This window comes from Mycobacterium shinjukuense, assembly GCF_010730055.1.
Taxonomy (GTDB): Bacteria; Actinomycetota; Actinomycetes; order Mycobacteriales; family Mycobacteriaceae; genus Mycobacterium; species Mycobacterium shinjukuense.
In genome coordinates this window covers 2,295,158-2,310,491 of sequence record NZ_AP022575.1, presented here as the reverse complement: position 1 = coordinate 2,310,491, position 15,334 = coordinate 2,295,158, and the positions used below count along the sequence as shown (strand labels likewise).

Sequence of the window (15,334 nt, the reverse complement as noted above, 5' to 3'; positions counted from 1 at the left end):
AGGGAGGCGCCGACCCGCAACTGGGTGGTGTGGTAGCGCTGGGCGGTGGCCTCGACCAGATCGGCGCGGCCGTTAGCGTAGGACCGATCGACCGGATGCCATCCCGCCGGGTCCCCGCCCACCGTCAGCGCGAAGAACCCGCCATAAGAGCAGACTTCGGACAGCGCCGCGGAGATGTTCATTGCCGGTTTCGGTAGCCGATATTGCCACACCCGGCGTGTCACACTTGAATCGAACAGGTGTTCGGCTACTGTGGTGATCATTCGGAGCAGTCGACTTGTCGGTGGCCTTCTCTAGTGTCACGGCCAACCGACCGATACCGGTCAATCGAACACCGACCACAGGAGAGGCACCATGACGCAAACCCCCGACCGGGAGAAAGCGCTCGAGCTGGCAGTGGCCCAGATCGAGAAGAGTTACGGCAAAGGTTCGGTGATGCGCCTCGGTGACGAGGCGCGTCAGCCGATCTCGGTCATTCCGACTGGATCCATCGCACTCGACGTTGCCCTGGGCATCGGCGGCCTGCCGCGTGGCCGCGTGGTGGAGATATACGGCCCGGAGTCCTCGGGTAAAACCACCGTGGCCCTGCACGCGGTGGCTAACGCCCAAGCCGCCGGTGGTGTCGCGGCGTTCATCGACGCCGAACACGCGCTGGATCCGGAGTATGCCAAGAAGCTCGGTGTCGACACCGATTCCCTGCTGGTCAGCCAGCCGGACACCGGGGAACAGGCACTCGAGATCGCCGACATGCTGATCCGCTCGGGAGCGCTGGACATCGTGGTCATCGACTCGGTGGCGGCGCTGGTGCCGCGCGCGGAACTCGAAGGTGAGATGGGCGACAGCCATGTCGGGCTGCAAGCCCGGCTGATGAGCCAGGCGTTGCGGAAAATGACTGGCGCACTGAATAATTCGGGCACTACGGCGATCTTCATCAACCAGCTCCGGGACAAGATCGGAGTGATGTTCGGGTGCGGATCCTGGTACACCAATGTCACGCTGGCCGACGGATCGATTGAGAAGCTCGGCAAGATTGTGAACCAGAAGATGGACGTCGAGGTCATGTCATACGACTTCGAGTCCGGGAAAATTGTGCCGCGCAGGGTAACCAATTGGTTTAACAACGGAAGAACGGAAGAGTTTCTGCACTTCAAGGTCGATCGAGCGGGAAGCGGGACGGGGCGTGGGCACGCCAGCTTGGCGATGACTCGCAACCATCTCATCCGAACCCCTGCTGGCTGGCGCGAAGCTGAAGACATACGTGTCGGCGATCGAGTGATGATGGCACAGCCATGCCTGCTCAGTGATCAGCAGTGGGAAGTCGTGTTGGGTTCGTTGATGGGTGATGGATGCCTATCCCCGCCAGTTCGACAGGATTCCGAGAGCGCGCGGCTCCGTATAGGACACGGAGCCCAGCAATCGGCATATCTTGATTGGAAAGTCTCGCTGCTGGAGAACATCCCACACAGTCGCACTGTTAATAGCAAGGGCGCAGTGTTTGTTGACTTTTCCCCGCTTGCGGAACTTCACGAGTTGCGAAGCGCGGTGTATTTGGGTGATGGAAAGAAGTTCCTCTCCGAGGAGTACCTCAAGGGGCTCACCCCATTGTCGCTAGCGATCTGGTACATGGACGACGGTTCGTTTAGCCTCCGCTCTAAGGGCCTGCAGCAGCGCACACAAGGCGGAAGCGGGCGAATCGAGATCTGCGTTGAGGCGATGAGCGAGGGTTCGCAAGCGCGCCTTCGTGACTATCTGCACGACACTTACGGCCTGGATGTACGACTGCGGAAGGCTGGTGCGGCCGCCAAGGCGGTGTTGGTGTTCTCTACTGCGGCCACCGCGAAGTTTCAGGAACTAGTGGCTCCGTATATTGCGCCATGCATGGAGTACAAGTTGTTGCCGCGGTTCCGTGGCCGCAGCATAGTGACGCCACAGTTCGTCGAACCAACTATGGAGCTGATGCCGGCACGTGTCACCGAAATTGAATCAAAGACTGATTACCCCATCATGAGTCGCTTCGATATCGAAGTCGAGGACTCGCACAACTATTTCGCCGACGGTGTCATGGTGCACAATTCGCCCGAGACGACAACGGGCGGAAAGGCGTTGAAGTTCTACGCGTCGGTGCGCATGGACGTGCGGCGGGTCGAGACAATCAAGGACGGTACCAACGCGGTCGGCAACCGCACCCGGGTCAAGGTCGTCAAGAACAAGTGCAGCCCGCCGTTCAAGCAGGCCGAGTTCGACATCCTCTACGGCAAGGGAATCAGCAGGGAGGGCTCGCTGATCGACATGGGTGTGGATCAGGGCCTCATCCGCAAGTCGGGTGCCTGGTTCACCTACGAGGGCGAGCAGCTCGGCCAGGGCAAGGAAAATGCCCGCAACTTCTTGGTGGAGAACGTCGACGTGGCTAACGAGATCGAGAAGAAGATCAAGGAAAAGCTTGGCATTGGTGCAGTGGTGACCGATGACCCCTCAAATGACGGTGTCCTGCCCGCCCCCGTCGACTTCTGAGCGCGAAAAGCAGGCGCGGGCACTGTGCCTGCGCCTGCTCACCGCGCGATCACGGACCCGCGCCGAGTTAGCCGGCCAGCTGGCCAAGCGCGGCTACCCCGAAGACATCAGCAACCGGGTATTGGATCGGCTGGCCGCCGTTGGCCTGGTGGATGACACCGACTTCGCCGAACAATGGGTTCAGTCCAGGCGCGCGAACGCGGGAAAGAGCAAGCGCGCGTTGGCTGCCGAGCTGCACGCCAAGGGCGTCGACGACGACGTGATCACCACGGTGCTCGGGGGCATCGACGCCGGTGCCGAACGGGGGCGGGCGGAAAAGCTGGTACGGGCCAGGCTGCGGCGGGAGGCGCTGATCGGCGACGGCACCGACGACGTACGCGTGAGCCGCAGGCTGGTGGCGATGTTGGCCCGCCGCGGGTATGGCCAGACCTTGGCGTGCGAGGTGGTTATCGCCGAGCTGGCCGCCGAGCGGGAACGCCGGCGCGTCTAAAGGGATTCGATGGCTAGAGAATGGTCATATTGGACGCGAAACAAACTGGAGATACTTGCCGGATACCTCCCGGCCTTCAACAGGGCTAGTCAGACTTCCCGTGAACGAATCTACCTCGACTTGATGGCGGGCCAGCCCGAGAACATAGACCGCGACACGGGAGAGAAATTTGATGGCTCTTCTCTTATCGCTATGAAAGCTGATCCACCTTTCACGCGGCTCCGGTTTTGCGAGCTTAACCCGCTTGCCTCTGAATTGGACGTCGCCCTTCGGACCCGCTTTCCCGGTGACGGTAGGTACCGCGTTGTAGCCGGCGATTCCAACGTAACAATCGATGAAACACTCGCCGAACTAGGCCCTTGGCGGTGGGCGCCCACATTCGCTTTCATCGACCAACAGGCCGCTGAAGTCCATTGGGAAACGATCAATAAGATCGCCGCCTTTCGCCAGAACCCTCGTAACCTCAAGACCGAACTATGGATGTTGATGTCACCCACTATGATCGCGCGGGGCGTGAAGGGCACGAACGCGGAACTGTTTATCGAGCAGGTCACCCGCATGTACGGAGACGCGGATTGGAAGCGGATACAGGCAGCGCGATGGCGCCATCATCTAACTGCGCCTGCCTACCGTGCCGAGATGGTTAATCTAATGCGCGTCAAACTGGAGTATGAGCTGGGATACAAGTATTCGCATCGTATTCCCATGCAGATGCACAATAAGGTCACAATCTTTGACATGGTGTTCGCGACCGATCACTGGGCCGGCGATGCGATCATGCGTCACCTGTACAACCGGGCGGCTCAAAAGGAGCCAGAGATGATGCGGCAAGCCAAGAGCGCGAAACAGCAGAAGGAGTCCGAGGACCGTGGCGAGATGGGATTATTCAGCGTTGACGAACTAGCTGTCCAGGATTCGAACGCTGGGCAGATTCTGTGGGTGCCGTCGCCAACATGGGATCCGCGTACAAGCGGCTGGTGGTCCGAGGATCCGGGTTTCTAATCTCAATCAGCGGCATTTCATCCCAACAACGTCCGTCCAGTTCGCGCCCAAATGCCTTTGGCGTTCTACCACCCCATTGCTTGAAGAAGAATGGGACATCAGCGGCAGCGCAGGCATCGCGAATATGACGAACCCATTGTGGATCGATCGGGCGGAAATTCGGACCCGATTCGCCTCCGGCGATAACCCAATCAATCGAACCTAGATTTATTCCGTCCAGGGGCCCGAGTAATGGCTCGCAGGAGAGGAACCTTACTGCTGCGGGCACCTGTCGTAGGTCCTCGATACGGCGGAAGGCGTCGACATTTTCCACCGACACCCCCATCCAAACATTCGACGGCCACTCCAACTTGTGAGCGAGGCGACGCAGTCGCAGGCTGCGCTTGGTCAAGATCTGGTAAGTGTGCTGTGGTGTAGCTCGCATCACGTCGAACACTTCCCTAATGAACGAGAGCTCCACCCTGGCGTGAAATAGATCCGCCATCGAGTTCACGAACACCTTGCGGGGGCTTCGCCACCGGAACGGCTCGTCAAGACTCCGGGGATGGATGGTGACGCCAAATCCCGGACCGGAGGTTCTGGGGTCACCATCGGTTTGATACTTGTGGGAGCCCATCGCCTTTAGCCGCTTCGCTAACGTCATTGCGTAGCAGTGGTCGCATCCCGGCGATACACGGTCGCATCCGGTGACCGGGTTCCAAGTTGCCTCTGTCCATTCGATCGCTGAGCGATCCGACATTATCGATTCCCTTCATGACGTTTGTCCGTGCTGAGCACCCGGTCCCAGATGCTAGACAGCGGCTCTGACAAGCCTGGTCCAATCAGCGGTGCACGCCGATGGTGAAACGTGTCCGCAGGGGCGTGGCATAAGCGATGTTTCAGAGGCAAGCGAGCCACAGTGTCGGTGATGACGCGATTACCCCTCGTGCGTCGCGGACCTCATCGAGCTGGTGTGCAGTGAAACCACCACGATCGGCCACCGTGTCCAGGGCGTCCCCGCCGCCCTAGCCGTCGGGCAGCAGGACAACGCCTGGCCGAGCAAGACCATACCGCGAAACACCATAAGGCCCGTGGAGGCGATCCCCTCCGATGAGCCGCGCACCCCCCGGTCGCCGTACCATGGCCCCGTGACTTCGATGGTGGCGCAAGACGCCGCGGCCGCGGGCGTGACCGGCGACGGCGCCGCCGCGCCCGCGCGGCGGGCATCGGCGCGCACCTATCGGGTCCGCACCTTCGGCTGCCAGATGAACGTCCACGACTCCGAGCGGCTGGCGGGCCTGCTGGAAGCGGCGGGCTACCGGCGGGCGGCCGAGGGCGCCGAGGCCGATGTGGTGGTGTTCAACACCTGCGCGGTCCGCGAGAACGCCGACAACAAGCTGTACGGCAACCTCAGCCACTTGGCCCCCCGCAAGCGCAGCAATCCGGACATGCAGATCGCCGTCGGTGGCTGCCTGGCTCAAAAGGACCGCGACGCCGTGCTGCGCAGGGCGCCGTGGGTCGACGTCGTCTTCGGCACCCACAACATCGGGTCGCTGCCCACGTTGCTGGAGCGGGCCCGGCACAACAAGGTTGCCCAGATCGAAATCGCCGAAGCGCTGCAGCAGTTTCCGTCGTCGCTGCCCAGCGCACGCGAATCTGCTTATGCCGCTTGGGTTTCCATCTCCGTGGGCTGTAACAACAGCTGCACCTTCTGCATCGTTCCGTCGTTGCGGGGCAAAGAGGTCGATCGTGCTCCGGCCGACATCCTGGCCGAGGTCCGGTCACTGGTGGATGCCGGTGTGCTCGAAGTCACCCTGCTGGGCCAAAACGTCAACTCCTACGGGGTCTCCTTCGCCGACCCCGAATTGCCCCGCAACCGGGGCGCTTTCGCCGAGCTGCTGCGGGCCTGCGGACGCATCGACGGGCTGGAGCGGGTGCGGTTCACCTCCCCGCACCCGGCCGAGTTCACCGACGACGTCATCGACGCGATGGCGCAGACGCCCAACGTCTGCCCCGCGCTGCACATGCCGCTACAGTCCGGATCCGACCGGGTGCTGCGCGCGATGCGGCGGTCCTACCGCGCCGAGCGCTATCTCGGCATCATCAAGCGGGTGCGGGCGGCCATGCCGCACGCCGCCATCACCACCGACCTGATCGTGGGCTTCCCCGGGGAGACCGAAAAGGACTTCGAGGCCACCCTGGACGTGGTGCGGCAGGCCCGCTTCGCGGCCGCATTCACCTTCCAATACTCCAAACGGCCCGGGACACCGGCCGCCAAATTCGACGGACAACTGCCGAAAGCCGTTGTGCAGGAACGCTATGAACGCCTCGTCGCGCTGCAGGAACGAATCTCCCTGGAGGCCAACCGCGCCCTGGTCGGGCACACCGTCGAGGTGCTGGTGGCCACCGGCGAGGGACGCAAGGACACCGCCACCGCGCGAATGAGCGGGCGGGCGCGCGACGGTCGCCTGGTGCACTTCACGGCCGGCGAACAGCGGGTGCGTCCCGGTGACGTCATCACCACGGCGGTCACCGGCGCCGCGCCGCACCATCTGATCGCCGACGCCGGCGTGCTGACCCACCGCCGCACCCGCGCCGGGGACGCATACCGTGCCGGGCAGCGCGGTGTCGGCTTGGGAATGCCGGGCATCGGACGGCCCGTCGGCGCTGCGCACGCCGTCGGATGCCCCGCCGGATGCGGTCAGTGAACGGAGAGCACATCGTGGCGGATTTCGAAGCCTATCGGTCGGAAATCGAGGCCGCGGAGCGCCGCGTCGCCCGTGAGATCGATCCCGGCGCCAGGGCTTTGGTGGTGGCGGTGCTGGTTTGCGTGCTGCTGGGATCGTTCATCCTGCCGCACACCGGCACCGTGCGGGGCTGGGACGTGCTGTTCGGCAGCAACGGCGCCGGCGCGGCCGCGGTGGCCCTACCCTCGCGGGTCTTCACCTGGTTGGCGCTGGTGTTCGGCGTGGGCTTTTCGATGCTGGCGCTGATGACCCGGCGTTGGGCACTGGCCTGGGTGGCGTTGACGGGTTCGGCGCTGGCCGGCGGCACCGGGCTGTTGGCCGTCTGGTCACGTCAGACGGTGGCCGCGGGTCATCCCGGTCCCGGGGTCGGGCTCTTCGTCTCGTGGATCACCGTGATCGTGTTGACCTTTCACTGGGCCCGGGTGGTGTGGCAGCGCACCCTCGTCCAGCTCGCCGCTGAGGAGCAGCGTCGCCGCGTCGCCGCCCAGCGACAGCCCAAGACGCTGTTGGACACCCTGGACAGTCCCGACGAACCCCACAACCCCGAACCGGGCGGCGCCGCGAGCACCGACGACCGTTAGGGTCGGCGGGTCAGCGCGTCGGCGGCCGCCTCAGCCCACTGCCGCCACTGCTCGGCGCTGGCCCTGGCCTCTTCGGCCTCCTTGGTGCGGCCGGCGGCGGTGGCCTTTGCGGCTTGCCGCTCGAACTGTTCGGCCCGGATGCGAAATTGCTCGGCACGGGCTTGGGCCTGCGGGTCGGCCCAATCGGATTCGCAGGCGTCGCGCACTTTCTTCTCGACCGCGCGCAACCGCCGCTCCAGCTCGGCGGACCGCTCCCGCGGAACCCTGCCGATCGCCTCCCACTTCTCGGCGATCGAGCGCAGCGCCGCCCTGGCGGCGTCGTGATTGCTGGTGTCGAGCTTCTCCGCTTCGGCCAGCAGCTCCTCCTTGGCCGCGGCATTGGCCCGCAACTCCGCGTCCTTTTCCGCGGTGGCGGCATTGCGCGCGGTGAAGAAGGCGTCCTGCGCGGCTTTGAACCGGCGCCACAGCGCGTCGTCGACATCCTTGCTCGCCCGACCGGCCGCTTTCCATTCGGTGAGCAGCTTGCGGAATTCCGCGCTGGTGGCCGCCCAATCGGTCGATCCGGACAGCTCTTCGGCCCGCGCGCAGAGCCGCTCCTTGGACTGCCGGATGCCCGATCGCTCCCGGTCCAGTTCGGCGAAGTGAGATCCTCGCCGCCGGTTGAAGGTGTCCCGGGCCGCCGAGTAGCGCTTCCACAGGGCGTCGTCGACCTTGCGGTCCAGGCCGCCGATCGTCTTCCATTCGTCGAGGATGGCCCGCAGCCGGTCGCCGGCCATCTTCCAGTGCGTCGAGTTGGCGGCCAGGTCCTCGGCCTCGGCGGCCAGCGCCTCTTTGCGGGCGGTCTGGGCGGCCCGATGCTCGTCGCGTCTGGAGCGATCCGCGGCCACGATGACCTCGGCGCGCGCACGGATGTCGGCCAACCGGTCCGCGAGCGCGTCCACATCGCCCAGCACGCAGGCCGTGGACAGCGATTCGGCCAGCGCGATGGCGTTGGCTTTGATCTTGCGGGGATCGCCGGTCCCGGACGCGAGCCGTTCTTCCATCAGGGTGGCCTCGGTGGCCAGGTCATCGAATCGGCGACCGAAATAGGCAAACGCCGCTTCGGGGTCGCCGGCCTGCCAGGATCCGACCACGCGTTCGCCGGCCGCGCTGATCAACCACACCGTCCCGTCATCGTCGACACGTCCGAACTGGTGCGGATCGGAGCGCGGCGGCGCCGCCACCGGGTGGAAGGGGGGTCGTGGCATCGGTCGGGGACCAGGACGCGGTCCCGGACGTGGCGCCGGCCCTGACACCGGTCCCGGCACCGGCCCCGATACCGGCGATTCGTCGCTACCGGGCTCGTCAGCCGTCATGCGCTCGTCACCTACCCCTTGTGGAACCCTTCGCGCGGTCGATTTCCCGCGCACCTGCCGCGCGCAGCGGCACCGATACCGGCTTGCTCTGCTCACCGGTCCCAACAGTATTGAAGCAGCTTGGCGGGAGCTGTGCGGCCACCTTCACCCGCCCCGGTGGCCGTGCCGTTGGCTTCGCCGCTGACGTGCCGCCCCGACCGACCCGCCGTGCGCCACCACCGCCGCGGCAACCACCACGCGAAAAGTTTGGTCTGTGGTGCTCATCCGAACACGAGTAATTTAACAACTGCTCAACCCGAGTTTTGACAGCTGCCGGGTGTCCGTGGGAGGTCACGCATGGGCAACGTCGGGATCGCGACCGTGCTGGCGCTGGGTGCCGCGCTGCTGGCCGGGATCGGGTACGTCATCCTGCAGCGGTCCGCTCAGCAGGTCACCACCGAAGACGTCGGCCACTTCACGCTGTTCCATCTGTCATTGCGGCACGCCCAGTGGTGGCTGGGCAGTGTCGCGGCCCTGGGCAGTTTCGCCCTGCAAGCGATCGCGCTGACGATGGGTTCGGTGGTGTTGGTGCAGGCGGTGCAGGCCACGGCGCTGCTCTTCGCGTTGCCGATCGACTCCCGGCTTACCCACCACCGCTGCACCGCCAAGGAGTGGATGTGGGCGGTGTTGCTGGCCGGTGGGGTGGCCGTCATCGTGATGGCCGGCGACCCGACCGCCGGCCATGCGCGGGCCCCGCTGTCGACCTGGGCGGTGGTTGCCGTGGTGATGATTCCGGCCGTGCTGGCCTGTGTGGTGGGGGCGCGGATCGCTTCCGGTCCGCTGTCCGCGGTGCTGCTGGCGCTGGCGTCGGCGGCAACGCTGGCGGTGTTCACCGTGCTGACCAAGGGCGTGGTGGCCGCAATCGGCATGGGATTTGCGCCGATGCTGCGGACCGCGGAGTTTTACGCGTGGCTGCTGGTCCTGCCGATCGGGCTGATGCTGCAGCAATCGTCGCTGCGCGCCGGCGCGCTGACCGCCTCACTGCCGACGATCACCGTGGCCCGGCCGGTGATCGCGTCGGTGCTGGGCATTACCGTGCTCGACGAGGTGTTGCACACCGGTGACGTGGCGGTGGTCGCGTTGGTGGCCGCGGTGGCGGTGGTGGTGGCGGCGACCGTGGCGCTGGCCCGCGACGAGGTCGAAATGATGGCGGCGCCACCCGCCAGCACAATCAGGGCCGCCGGCCAGCTCGCGGTGCCGTAGCGGGGGTTCGATAACGATTCGGGCGCCCGCGCGGCGGGCGAGGCAGGGCAATCAAGCGCCGCCGCCGTCGAGTTCGGCGTGTGCGGACCCCACCGGCCCACCGGCCCGCTACCGTGGCCGAAGTCGTTGACATGACTCGGCGGCATGAGGGTTGGCGTCTCCAGGGCATGGCCGACCGACACGCGCAGCGGCGTCGAGCCGATCGGGCATGTGCGGCGCCTTAGAGTTGTCAATGAACTGCCAGCTAACAGCAGGTGGACATCCAGCCGCCGGGGGAACGCTGGTGGGCGAGCTGCGAAGTCGAGAGGGTCGTCGATGTCCAAGGTTGAGATCGCCGTGCTGATCGCGCTGTGCGCGGCGCTGGCATCCGCGATCGGCGACGTGGTCCGTCAGCGTTCCGCCCAGGAGATCACCGACAAACAGGTCGGCCACCTGACGCTGTTCGGCCTGTCGTTGCGCGACACCCGGTGGTGGTTGGGTGGGATGGCGGCCGTGCTCAATTACAGCCTGCAGGCGCTGGCGCTGTCCCTGGCGTCGGTGATGCTGGTGACCGCGCTTCAGGTCACCGCGCTGCTGTTCGCCCTGCCGATCTACGCCCGGCTTGCCCATCACCGGATCACCCGCTGGGAGTGGATGTGGGCGGTCGTGCTGGCCGGCGCGTTGGCGGTGGTCCTCATCGTCGGCGACCCGAGGGCCGGGCACCAACGCGCGCCGCTGCACACCTGGATCATCGTCGCGGTGGTGATGGGCCCGGCGTTGCTGTTGTGTGTGCTGGCGGCGAGGGTGTATGCCGGTCGTCCGCAAGCGGCGGTGCTGCTGGCAGTGGTGGCGGGTTCCTCGCTGGCGCTGTTCGCGGTGCTGACCAAGGGAGTCGTCCAGGTGGTCGAAGAGGGCTTCACCGGTGTGCTGCGGGCGCCGGAGTTCTATCCGTGGGTAGCGGTTGCCTTGGCCGGGATGATTTTCCAGCAGTCGGCCTTCCGCGCGGGTGCGCTGACCGCCTCGTTGCCGACGATGACGGTGGCCAAGCCCGTGGTGGCCACGGTGCTCGGGGTCACTGTGCTCGACGAGACGCTGGAAGCGGCCGGCCCGGAGGCGGTTGTGCTGGTCGCGGCCGTCGCGGTGGTCATCACCGCGACCGTGGCGCTAGCCCGCGGCGAGGCGGCCACCATGGTCGCCCAGGCCGGCCGCGACCGGATGAAAATCGACCGGCCGGTGAGAAGCTCGCCGGGGGAACGGGTCGGTCCGTCCCGGGATGCTGTCGCCGCGGCCGACGGCCCGGCGCGGGAGTCTTCCGCGGCGTCCTGACCGCGGACGCGCCGTCTTGCCGAGACGTTAGTTTTGGTGGTGTGTTGAGCGCCATCGCAATCGTTCCGTCGGCGCCGGTGCTTGTTCCCGAACTGGCCGGAGCGGCCGCCGCGGAGGTGACGGAGCTGAGCCTGGCGGTGATGGCGGCGGCCGCCTTGCTGCCGCCGCGCTGGATCGTCGTAGGAGTGGGCGACGCGGACGAGGTGGTAGGCCCCGACGGCGTCGGCACCTTCGCGGGTTTTGGCGCCGACGTGCGGGTGCGGCTGTCGTCGCCGGCGCGTGCCGGGCCGGCGCCGCCCCGGGAGCTGCCGTTGTGCGCGCTGTTGGCGGCCTGGGTGCGGGGCCAGGCCCGGCCCGAGGCCAGCGCACAGGTACGCGTCTACGCCGGCGACCAGGAGCGCGACGTGGCCCTGGCCCGGGGCGGGCGGCTGCGCGTCGAGATCGACCGGTCCCCGGATCCGATCGGTGTGCTCGTCGTCGCCGACGGCGTGAACACCCTGACACCGGACGCCCCCGGCGGATATGACCCCCGCGGCGCCGGCCCGCAGCTGGCCCTCGACGACGCGCTGGCCGCCGGCGACGTCGCCGCCTTGACCCGGTTGCCCGGGCAGGTTCTGGGCCGGGTGGCCTTCCAGGTGCTGGCGGGCCTTGCCGCGCCGGGGCCGCGATCGGCCAAGGAGCTCTACCGGGGAGCGCCCTACGGTGTGGGGTACTTCGCCGGGGTCTGGCAGCCATGAGACCGCTGGCGATCATCGGCCCGACGGGCACCGGCAAATCGCGGCTGGCGCTCGACGTCGCCGAGCGGCTTGCCGACGAGGTGACCGTGGAGATCGTCAACGCCGACGCGATGCAGCTCTATCGCGGCATGGACATCGGCACCGCGAAGCTGCCCGTCGCGCAGCGGCGCGGCATCGCCCATCATCAACTCGACGTCCTCGACGTCACCGAAACCGCGACCGTCGCCCGCTACCAGCGGGCCGCCGCCGCCGACATCGAGGCGATCGCGGCCCGGGGCGCGCTGCCGATCGTGGTGGGCGGCTCGATGCTCTACATCCAATCGCTGCTCGACGACTGGTCGTTTCCGGCGACCGATCCGGCGGTGCGTGCCCGATGGGAGCGGCGGCTCGCCGAGATCGGGGTGGGCGCGTTGCACGCCGAGCTGGCCCGCCGCGACCCGGCCGCGGCGGCGGCCATCTTGCCCAGCGACGGCCGGCGAACGGTGCGCGCGCTCGAGGTGGTCGAGCTCACCGGTCAGCCGTTCACCGCGTCGGCGCCGCGCATCGGCGTCGCCCGGTGGGACACCGTTATCGTCGGGTTGGATTGCGAGACAACGATTCTCGATGAAAGGTTGGCGAGGCGCACCGATGCCATGTTCGAGGGCGGGCTGGTTGCGGAGGTGCGCACGCTGCTGGGCGCGGGCCTGCGCGACGGGGTCACCGCGGCACGCGCGCTGGGCTATGCCCAGGTGATCGCGGCGCTCGACGCCGGTGGCGGCGCCGACCGGCTGCGCGCCGCGCGGGAGCAGACCTACGCGGGCACCCGCCGCTATGTGCGTCGGCAGCGGTCCTGGTTCCGCCGGGACCATCGGGTGCGTTGGCTGGACGCCACGGCGGAGCGCGTTGTCGACGACGCGGTGCGGGCCTGGCGGCACGTATCCTGATCTGGTGATCCGCGCCGACGACGAAGATGCCGACGCGGTCGGCTCGAGCCGGGCATGAGGAGTGGCGCACATGATCTTCGCCAAGGGCCACGGCACCGAGAATGACTTCGTGCTGCTGCCCGACGTCGAGGCCGAGCTGAGGCTCACCCCAGGCCGGGTTGCCGCGCTGTGCGACCGGCGGCGGGGGCTGGGTGCCGACGGGGTGCTCCGGCTTACCACCGCGGGTGCCGCCCTGACCGCCGGTGTCCTCGAGCGGTTACCCGACGGTGTGAGCAGCCACGACTGGTATATGGACTACCGCAACGCCGACGGATCGACCGCGCAGATGTGCGGAAACGGTGTTCGGGTGTTCGCCCACTACCTGCGCGCCAGCGGCTTGGAACGGCGTGACGAGTTCGTCGTGGGGTCACTGGCCGGACCGCGACCGGTCACCGTGCACCACATCGACCAGACCCACGCCGACGTCACCGTCGACATGGGCAAGGCCAACAGGGTAGGCGTTGGGGAGGCCGTCGTCGGCGGCAGGCGGTTTCACGGCGTGGCCGTCGACGTGGGCAACCCGCACCTGGCGTGCGTGGATCCCCTGCTGGATAGTGACGACCTGGCGGCCCTGGACGTCGCGGCGCCGGTGCAGTTCGACCATGCCCAGTTTCCCGACGGTGTCAACATCGAGGTGCTGACGGCACCGAGCGGTGGGGTGGTCTGCATGCGTGTCCATGAACGCGGTGTGGGTGAAACCCGCTCGTGCGGCACGGGAACGGTCGCGGCCGCGGTCGCCGCGTTGGCTGGCATGGGCGCAGAGACCGGCGCGCTGACGGTGCGCGTGCCGGGCGGCGACGTGCTGGTCACCGTCACCGATGCCACCAGCTTCCTGCGGGGGCCGTCGGTGCTGGTGGCCCGCGGCGAACTCGGCGACGACTGGTGGAACGCGCCGGGGTGATCGCGGTACGGAGATTATTCGGATGCGCGCCTTCCAGCGCCATGCCACCATCGGATACTGGCTATGACACATCCCGATTCGCCTGACCCGGGCGCTTCAGACTCCACACCGAGCGTTGGGGAACTCGCGCTCGACGATCGCTCGGCGCTGCGCCGGGTCGCCGGGCTGTCCACCGAGCTCGCCGACGTCTCCGAGGTCGAATACCGCCGGCTGCGGCTGGAGCGGGTGGTCTTGGTGGGCGTGTGGACCGAGGGCAGCGCGGCGGACAACCAGGCCAGCATGGCCGAGCTGGCCGCGTTGGCCGAAACCGCGGGTTCCCAGGTGCTCGAGGGGCTCATCCAGCGCCGTGACCGCCCCGACCCGTCGACCTACATCGGCTCGGGCAAGGCGGCCGAACTCCGCGACGTGGTGGTGGCGACCGGGGCCGACACCGTCATCTGTGACGGCGAACTCTCCCCGGCACAGCTGACCGCGCTGGAGAAGGCCGTCAAGGTCAAGGTGATCGACCGTACCGCGCTGATCCTGGACATCTTTGCCCAGCATGCCACCAGCAGGGAAGGCAAGGCCCAGGTGTCGCTGGCCCAGATGGAGTACATGCTGCCGCGGCTGCGTGGCTGGGGCGAGTCGATGTCGCGGCAGGCCGGTGGCCGCGCCGGCGGCAGCGGTGGCGGGGTGGGCCTGCGCGGACCGGGTGAGACCAAGATCGAGACCGACCGGCGCCGCATCCGTGAGCGGATGGCCAAGCTGCGGCGGGAGATCAAGGCGATGAAACAGGTGCGCGACACCCAGCGCAGTCGCCGGCTGGAGAGCGACATGCCGTCGATCGCCATCGTCGGCTACACCAACGCGGGCAAGTCCAGCCTGCTCAACGCGCTGACCGGGGCCGGGGTGCTGGTCGAGGACGCGTTGTTCGCCACCCTGGAGCCCACCACCCGGCGCGCGGAGTTCGAGGACGGCCGTTCGTTCGTGCTCACCGACACCGTCGGGTTTGTGCGGCACCTGCCCACCCAGTTGGTCGAGGCGTTTCGCTCCACGTTGGAGGAGGTTGTCGATGCCGACCTGCTGGTGCATGTGGTCGACGCGTCCGACGTCAACCCGCTGGCCCAGATCGACGCGGTCCGTCAGGTGATCTCCGAGGTGATCGCCGACCACGGGGTCAACGGCGCGGACGCGCCGCAGGAGCTGCTGGTGGTGAACAAGGTCGACGTGGCCAGCGATCTGATGTTGGCCAGGCTGCGGCACGCGCTGCCCGGCGCGGTATTCGTCTCCGCCCGCACCGGCAACGGCATCGACACGTTGCGCCGGCGGATGGCCGAGCTCGCCGTTCCCACCGACGCCGCCGTGGACGTGCTGATCCCGTACGACCGTGGCGATCTGGTGGCCCGCGTGCACGCCGACGGGCGGGTGCAGAGGGCCGAGCACAACCGGGACGGCACCCGGATCAGGGCCCGGGTTCCGGTGGCGCTCGCCGCCAGCCTGCGGGAGTTCTCGGCGGCACCGCGCGGGTAAGGCCGCGCCGCAG

12 protein-coding genes and 1 pseudogene are annotated in these 15,334 nt (G+C 67.2%); 11 read left to right on the top strand and 2 right to left on the bottom strand.

Annotated features, from left to right (window positions below):
• Positions 1–354: 354 nt before the first annotated feature.
• Genes recA through G6N20_RS10265 form a run of 3 tightly spaced genes read left to right on the top strand, consistent with a single transcriptional unit; the run spans position 355 to position 4,003 of the window.
• On the top strand, positions 355–2,511 hold the full coding sequence (recA, locus tag G6N20_RS10275) for an intein-containing recombinase RecA (protein WP_083046939.1): 2,157 nt from the start codon (positions 355–357) through the stop codon (positions 2,509–2,511).
• Positions 2,477–3,001, top strand: coding sequence for a recombination regulator RecX (gene recX, locus G6N20_RS10270; RefSeq protein ID WP_083046940.1), 525 nt, complete (start codon positions 2,477–2,479; stop codon positions 2,999–3,001). Before recA ends, recX begins: the two co-directional genes overlap by 35 nt.
• 9 nt (positions 3,002–3,010) lie before the next feature.
• The gene (locus G6N20_RS10265; RefSeq protein ID WP_142271943.1) at positions 3,011–4,003 is read left to right on the top strand and encodes a three-Cys-motif partner protein TcmP; all 993 of its coding nucleotides are present in this window, start codon (positions 3,011–3,013) and stop codon (positions 4,001–4,003) included.
• Here G6N20_RS10265 and G6N20_RS10260 read toward each other — a convergent pair.
• Positions 3,888–4,742 (bottom strand): DUF5131 family protein, encoded by an 855-nt coding sequence (locus tag G6N20_RS10260; RefSeq protein WP_083046941.1) that lies wholly within the window; start codon positions 4,740–4,742, stop codon positions 3,888–3,890. The genes G6N20_RS10265 and G6N20_RS10260 overlap by 116 nt on opposite strands.
• 397 nt (positions 4,743–5,139) lie before the next feature.
• Between G6N20_RS10260 and miaB the strand changes: the two genes are divergently transcribed.
• On the top strand, positions 5,140–6,690 hold the full coding sequence (gene miaB, locus G6N20_RS10255) for a tRNA (N6-isopentenyl adenosine(37)-C2)-methylthiotransferase MiaB (RefSeq protein WP_083046942.1): 1,551 nt from the start codon (positions 5,140–5,142) through the stop codon (positions 6,688–6,690).
• A pseudogene (locus tag G6N20_RS10250) lies at positions 6,678–7,293 on the top strand (Rv2732c family membrane protein); the annotation flags it as partial. The gene miaB and the pseudogene G6N20_RS10250, both read left to right, overlap by 13 nt.
• 13 nt (positions 7,294–7,306) lie before the next feature.
• On the opposite strand, the gene G6N20_RS10245 reads toward G6N20_RS10250, so the two are convergent.
• Positions 7,307–8,665, bottom strand: coding sequence for a DUF349 domain-containing protein (locus G6N20_RS10245; RefSeq protein ID WP_083046943.1), 1,359 nt, complete (start codon positions 8,663–8,665; stop codon positions 7,307–7,309).
• Positions 8,666–9,001: 336 nt separating this feature from the next.
• Here G6N20_RS10245 and G6N20_RS10240 point away from each other — a divergent pair, with 336 nt between their 5' ends.
• The 6 genes from G6N20_RS10240 (at position 9,002) to hflX (ending at position 15,321) form a co-directional block, all read left to right on the top strand.
• Entirely contained in the window at positions 9,002–9,907 is a 906-nt protein-coding gene (locus tag G6N20_RS10240; RefSeq protein WP_083046944.1) for a DMT family transporter, read from the top strand.
• A gap of 315 nt (positions 9,908–10,222) precedes the next feature.
• Complete coding sequence (locus G6N20_RS10235; RefSeq protein ID WP_083046945.1) at positions 10,223–11,212, top strand: DMT family transporter; 990 nt, start codon at positions 10,223–10,225, stop codon at positions 11,210–11,212.
• Positions 11,213–11,253: 41 nt separating this feature from the next.
• The gene (locus G6N20_RS10230; protein ID WP_083046946.1) at positions 11,254–11,949 is read left to right on the top strand and encodes a class III extradiol ring-cleavage dioxygenase family protein; all 696 of its coding nucleotides are present in this window, start codon (positions 11,254–11,256) and stop codon (positions 11,947–11,949) included.
• A complete protein-coding gene (gene miaA / locus G6N20_RS10225; protein WP_083046947.1) occupies positions 11,946–12,872 on the top strand; it encodes a tRNA (adenosine(37)-N6)-dimethylallyltransferase MiaA in 927 nt (308 codons plus the stop codon). Before G6N20_RS10230 ends, miaA begins: the two co-directional genes overlap by 4 nt.
• A gap of 70 nt (positions 12,873–12,942) precedes the next feature.
• Complete coding sequence (dapF, locus tag G6N20_RS10220) at positions 12,943–13,812, top strand: diaminopimelate epimerase (RefSeq protein WP_083047015.1); 870 nt, start codon at positions 12,943–12,945, stop codon at positions 13,810–13,812.
• Positions 13,813–13,875: 63 nt separating this feature from the next.
• Positions 13,876–15,321 (top strand): GTPase HflX, encoded by a 1,446-nt coding sequence (hflX, locus tag G6N20_RS10215; RefSeq protein ID WP_083046948.1) that lies wholly within the window; start codon positions 13,876–13,878, stop codon positions 15,319–15,321.
• Positions 15,322–15,334 lie beyond the last annotated feature (13 nt).

What these genes read in the sequence shown, in the direction of transcription:
- miaB (WP_083046942.1), top strand. Translation starts at nt 5,140, where the DNA reads ATGGTGGCGCAAGACGCCGCGGCCGCGGGCGTGACCGGCGACGGCGCC.
- miaA (WP_083046947.1), top strand. Translation starts at nt 11,946, where the DNA reads ATGAGACCGCTGGCGATCATCGGCCCGACGGGCACCGGCAAATCGCGG.
- G6N20_RS10235 (WP_083046945.1), top strand. Translation starts at nt 10,223, where the DNA reads ATGTCCAAGGTTGAGATCGCCGTGCTGATCGCGCTGTGCGCGGCGCTG.
- G6N20_RS10240 (WP_083046944.1), top strand. Translation starts at nt 9,002, where the DNA reads ATGGGCAACGTCGGGATCGCGACCGTGCTGGCGCTGGGTGCCGCGCTG.
- G6N20_RS10245 (WP_083046943.1), bottom strand. Translation starts at nt 8,665, where the DNA reads ATGACGGCTGACGAGCCCGGTAGCGACGAATCGCCGGTATCGGGGCCG.
- dapF (WP_083047015.1), top strand. Translation starts at nt 12,943, where the DNA reads ATGATCTTCGCCAAGGGCCACGGCACCGAGAATGACTTCGTGCTGCTG.
- recX (WP_083046940.1), top strand. Translation starts at nt 2,477, where the DNA reads ATGACGGTGTCCTGCCCGCCCCCGTCGACTTCTGAGCGCGAAAAGCAG.
- G6N20_RS10265 (WP_142271943.1), top strand. Translation starts at nt 3,011, where the DNA reads ATGGCTAGAGAATGGTCATATTGGACGCGAAACAAACTGGAGATACTT.
- G6N20_RS10260 (WP_083046941.1), bottom strand. Translation starts at nt 4,742, where the DNA reads ATGTCGGATCGCTCAGCGATCGAATGGACAGAGGCAACTTGGAACCCG.
- recA (WP_083046939.1), top strand. Translation starts at nt 355, where the DNA reads ATGACGCAAACCCCCGACCGGGAGAAAGCGCTCGAGCTGGCAGTGGCC.
- hflX (WP_083046948.1), top strand. Translation starts at nt 13,876, where the DNA reads ATGACACATCCCGATTCGCCTGACCCGGGCGCTTCAGACTCCACACCG.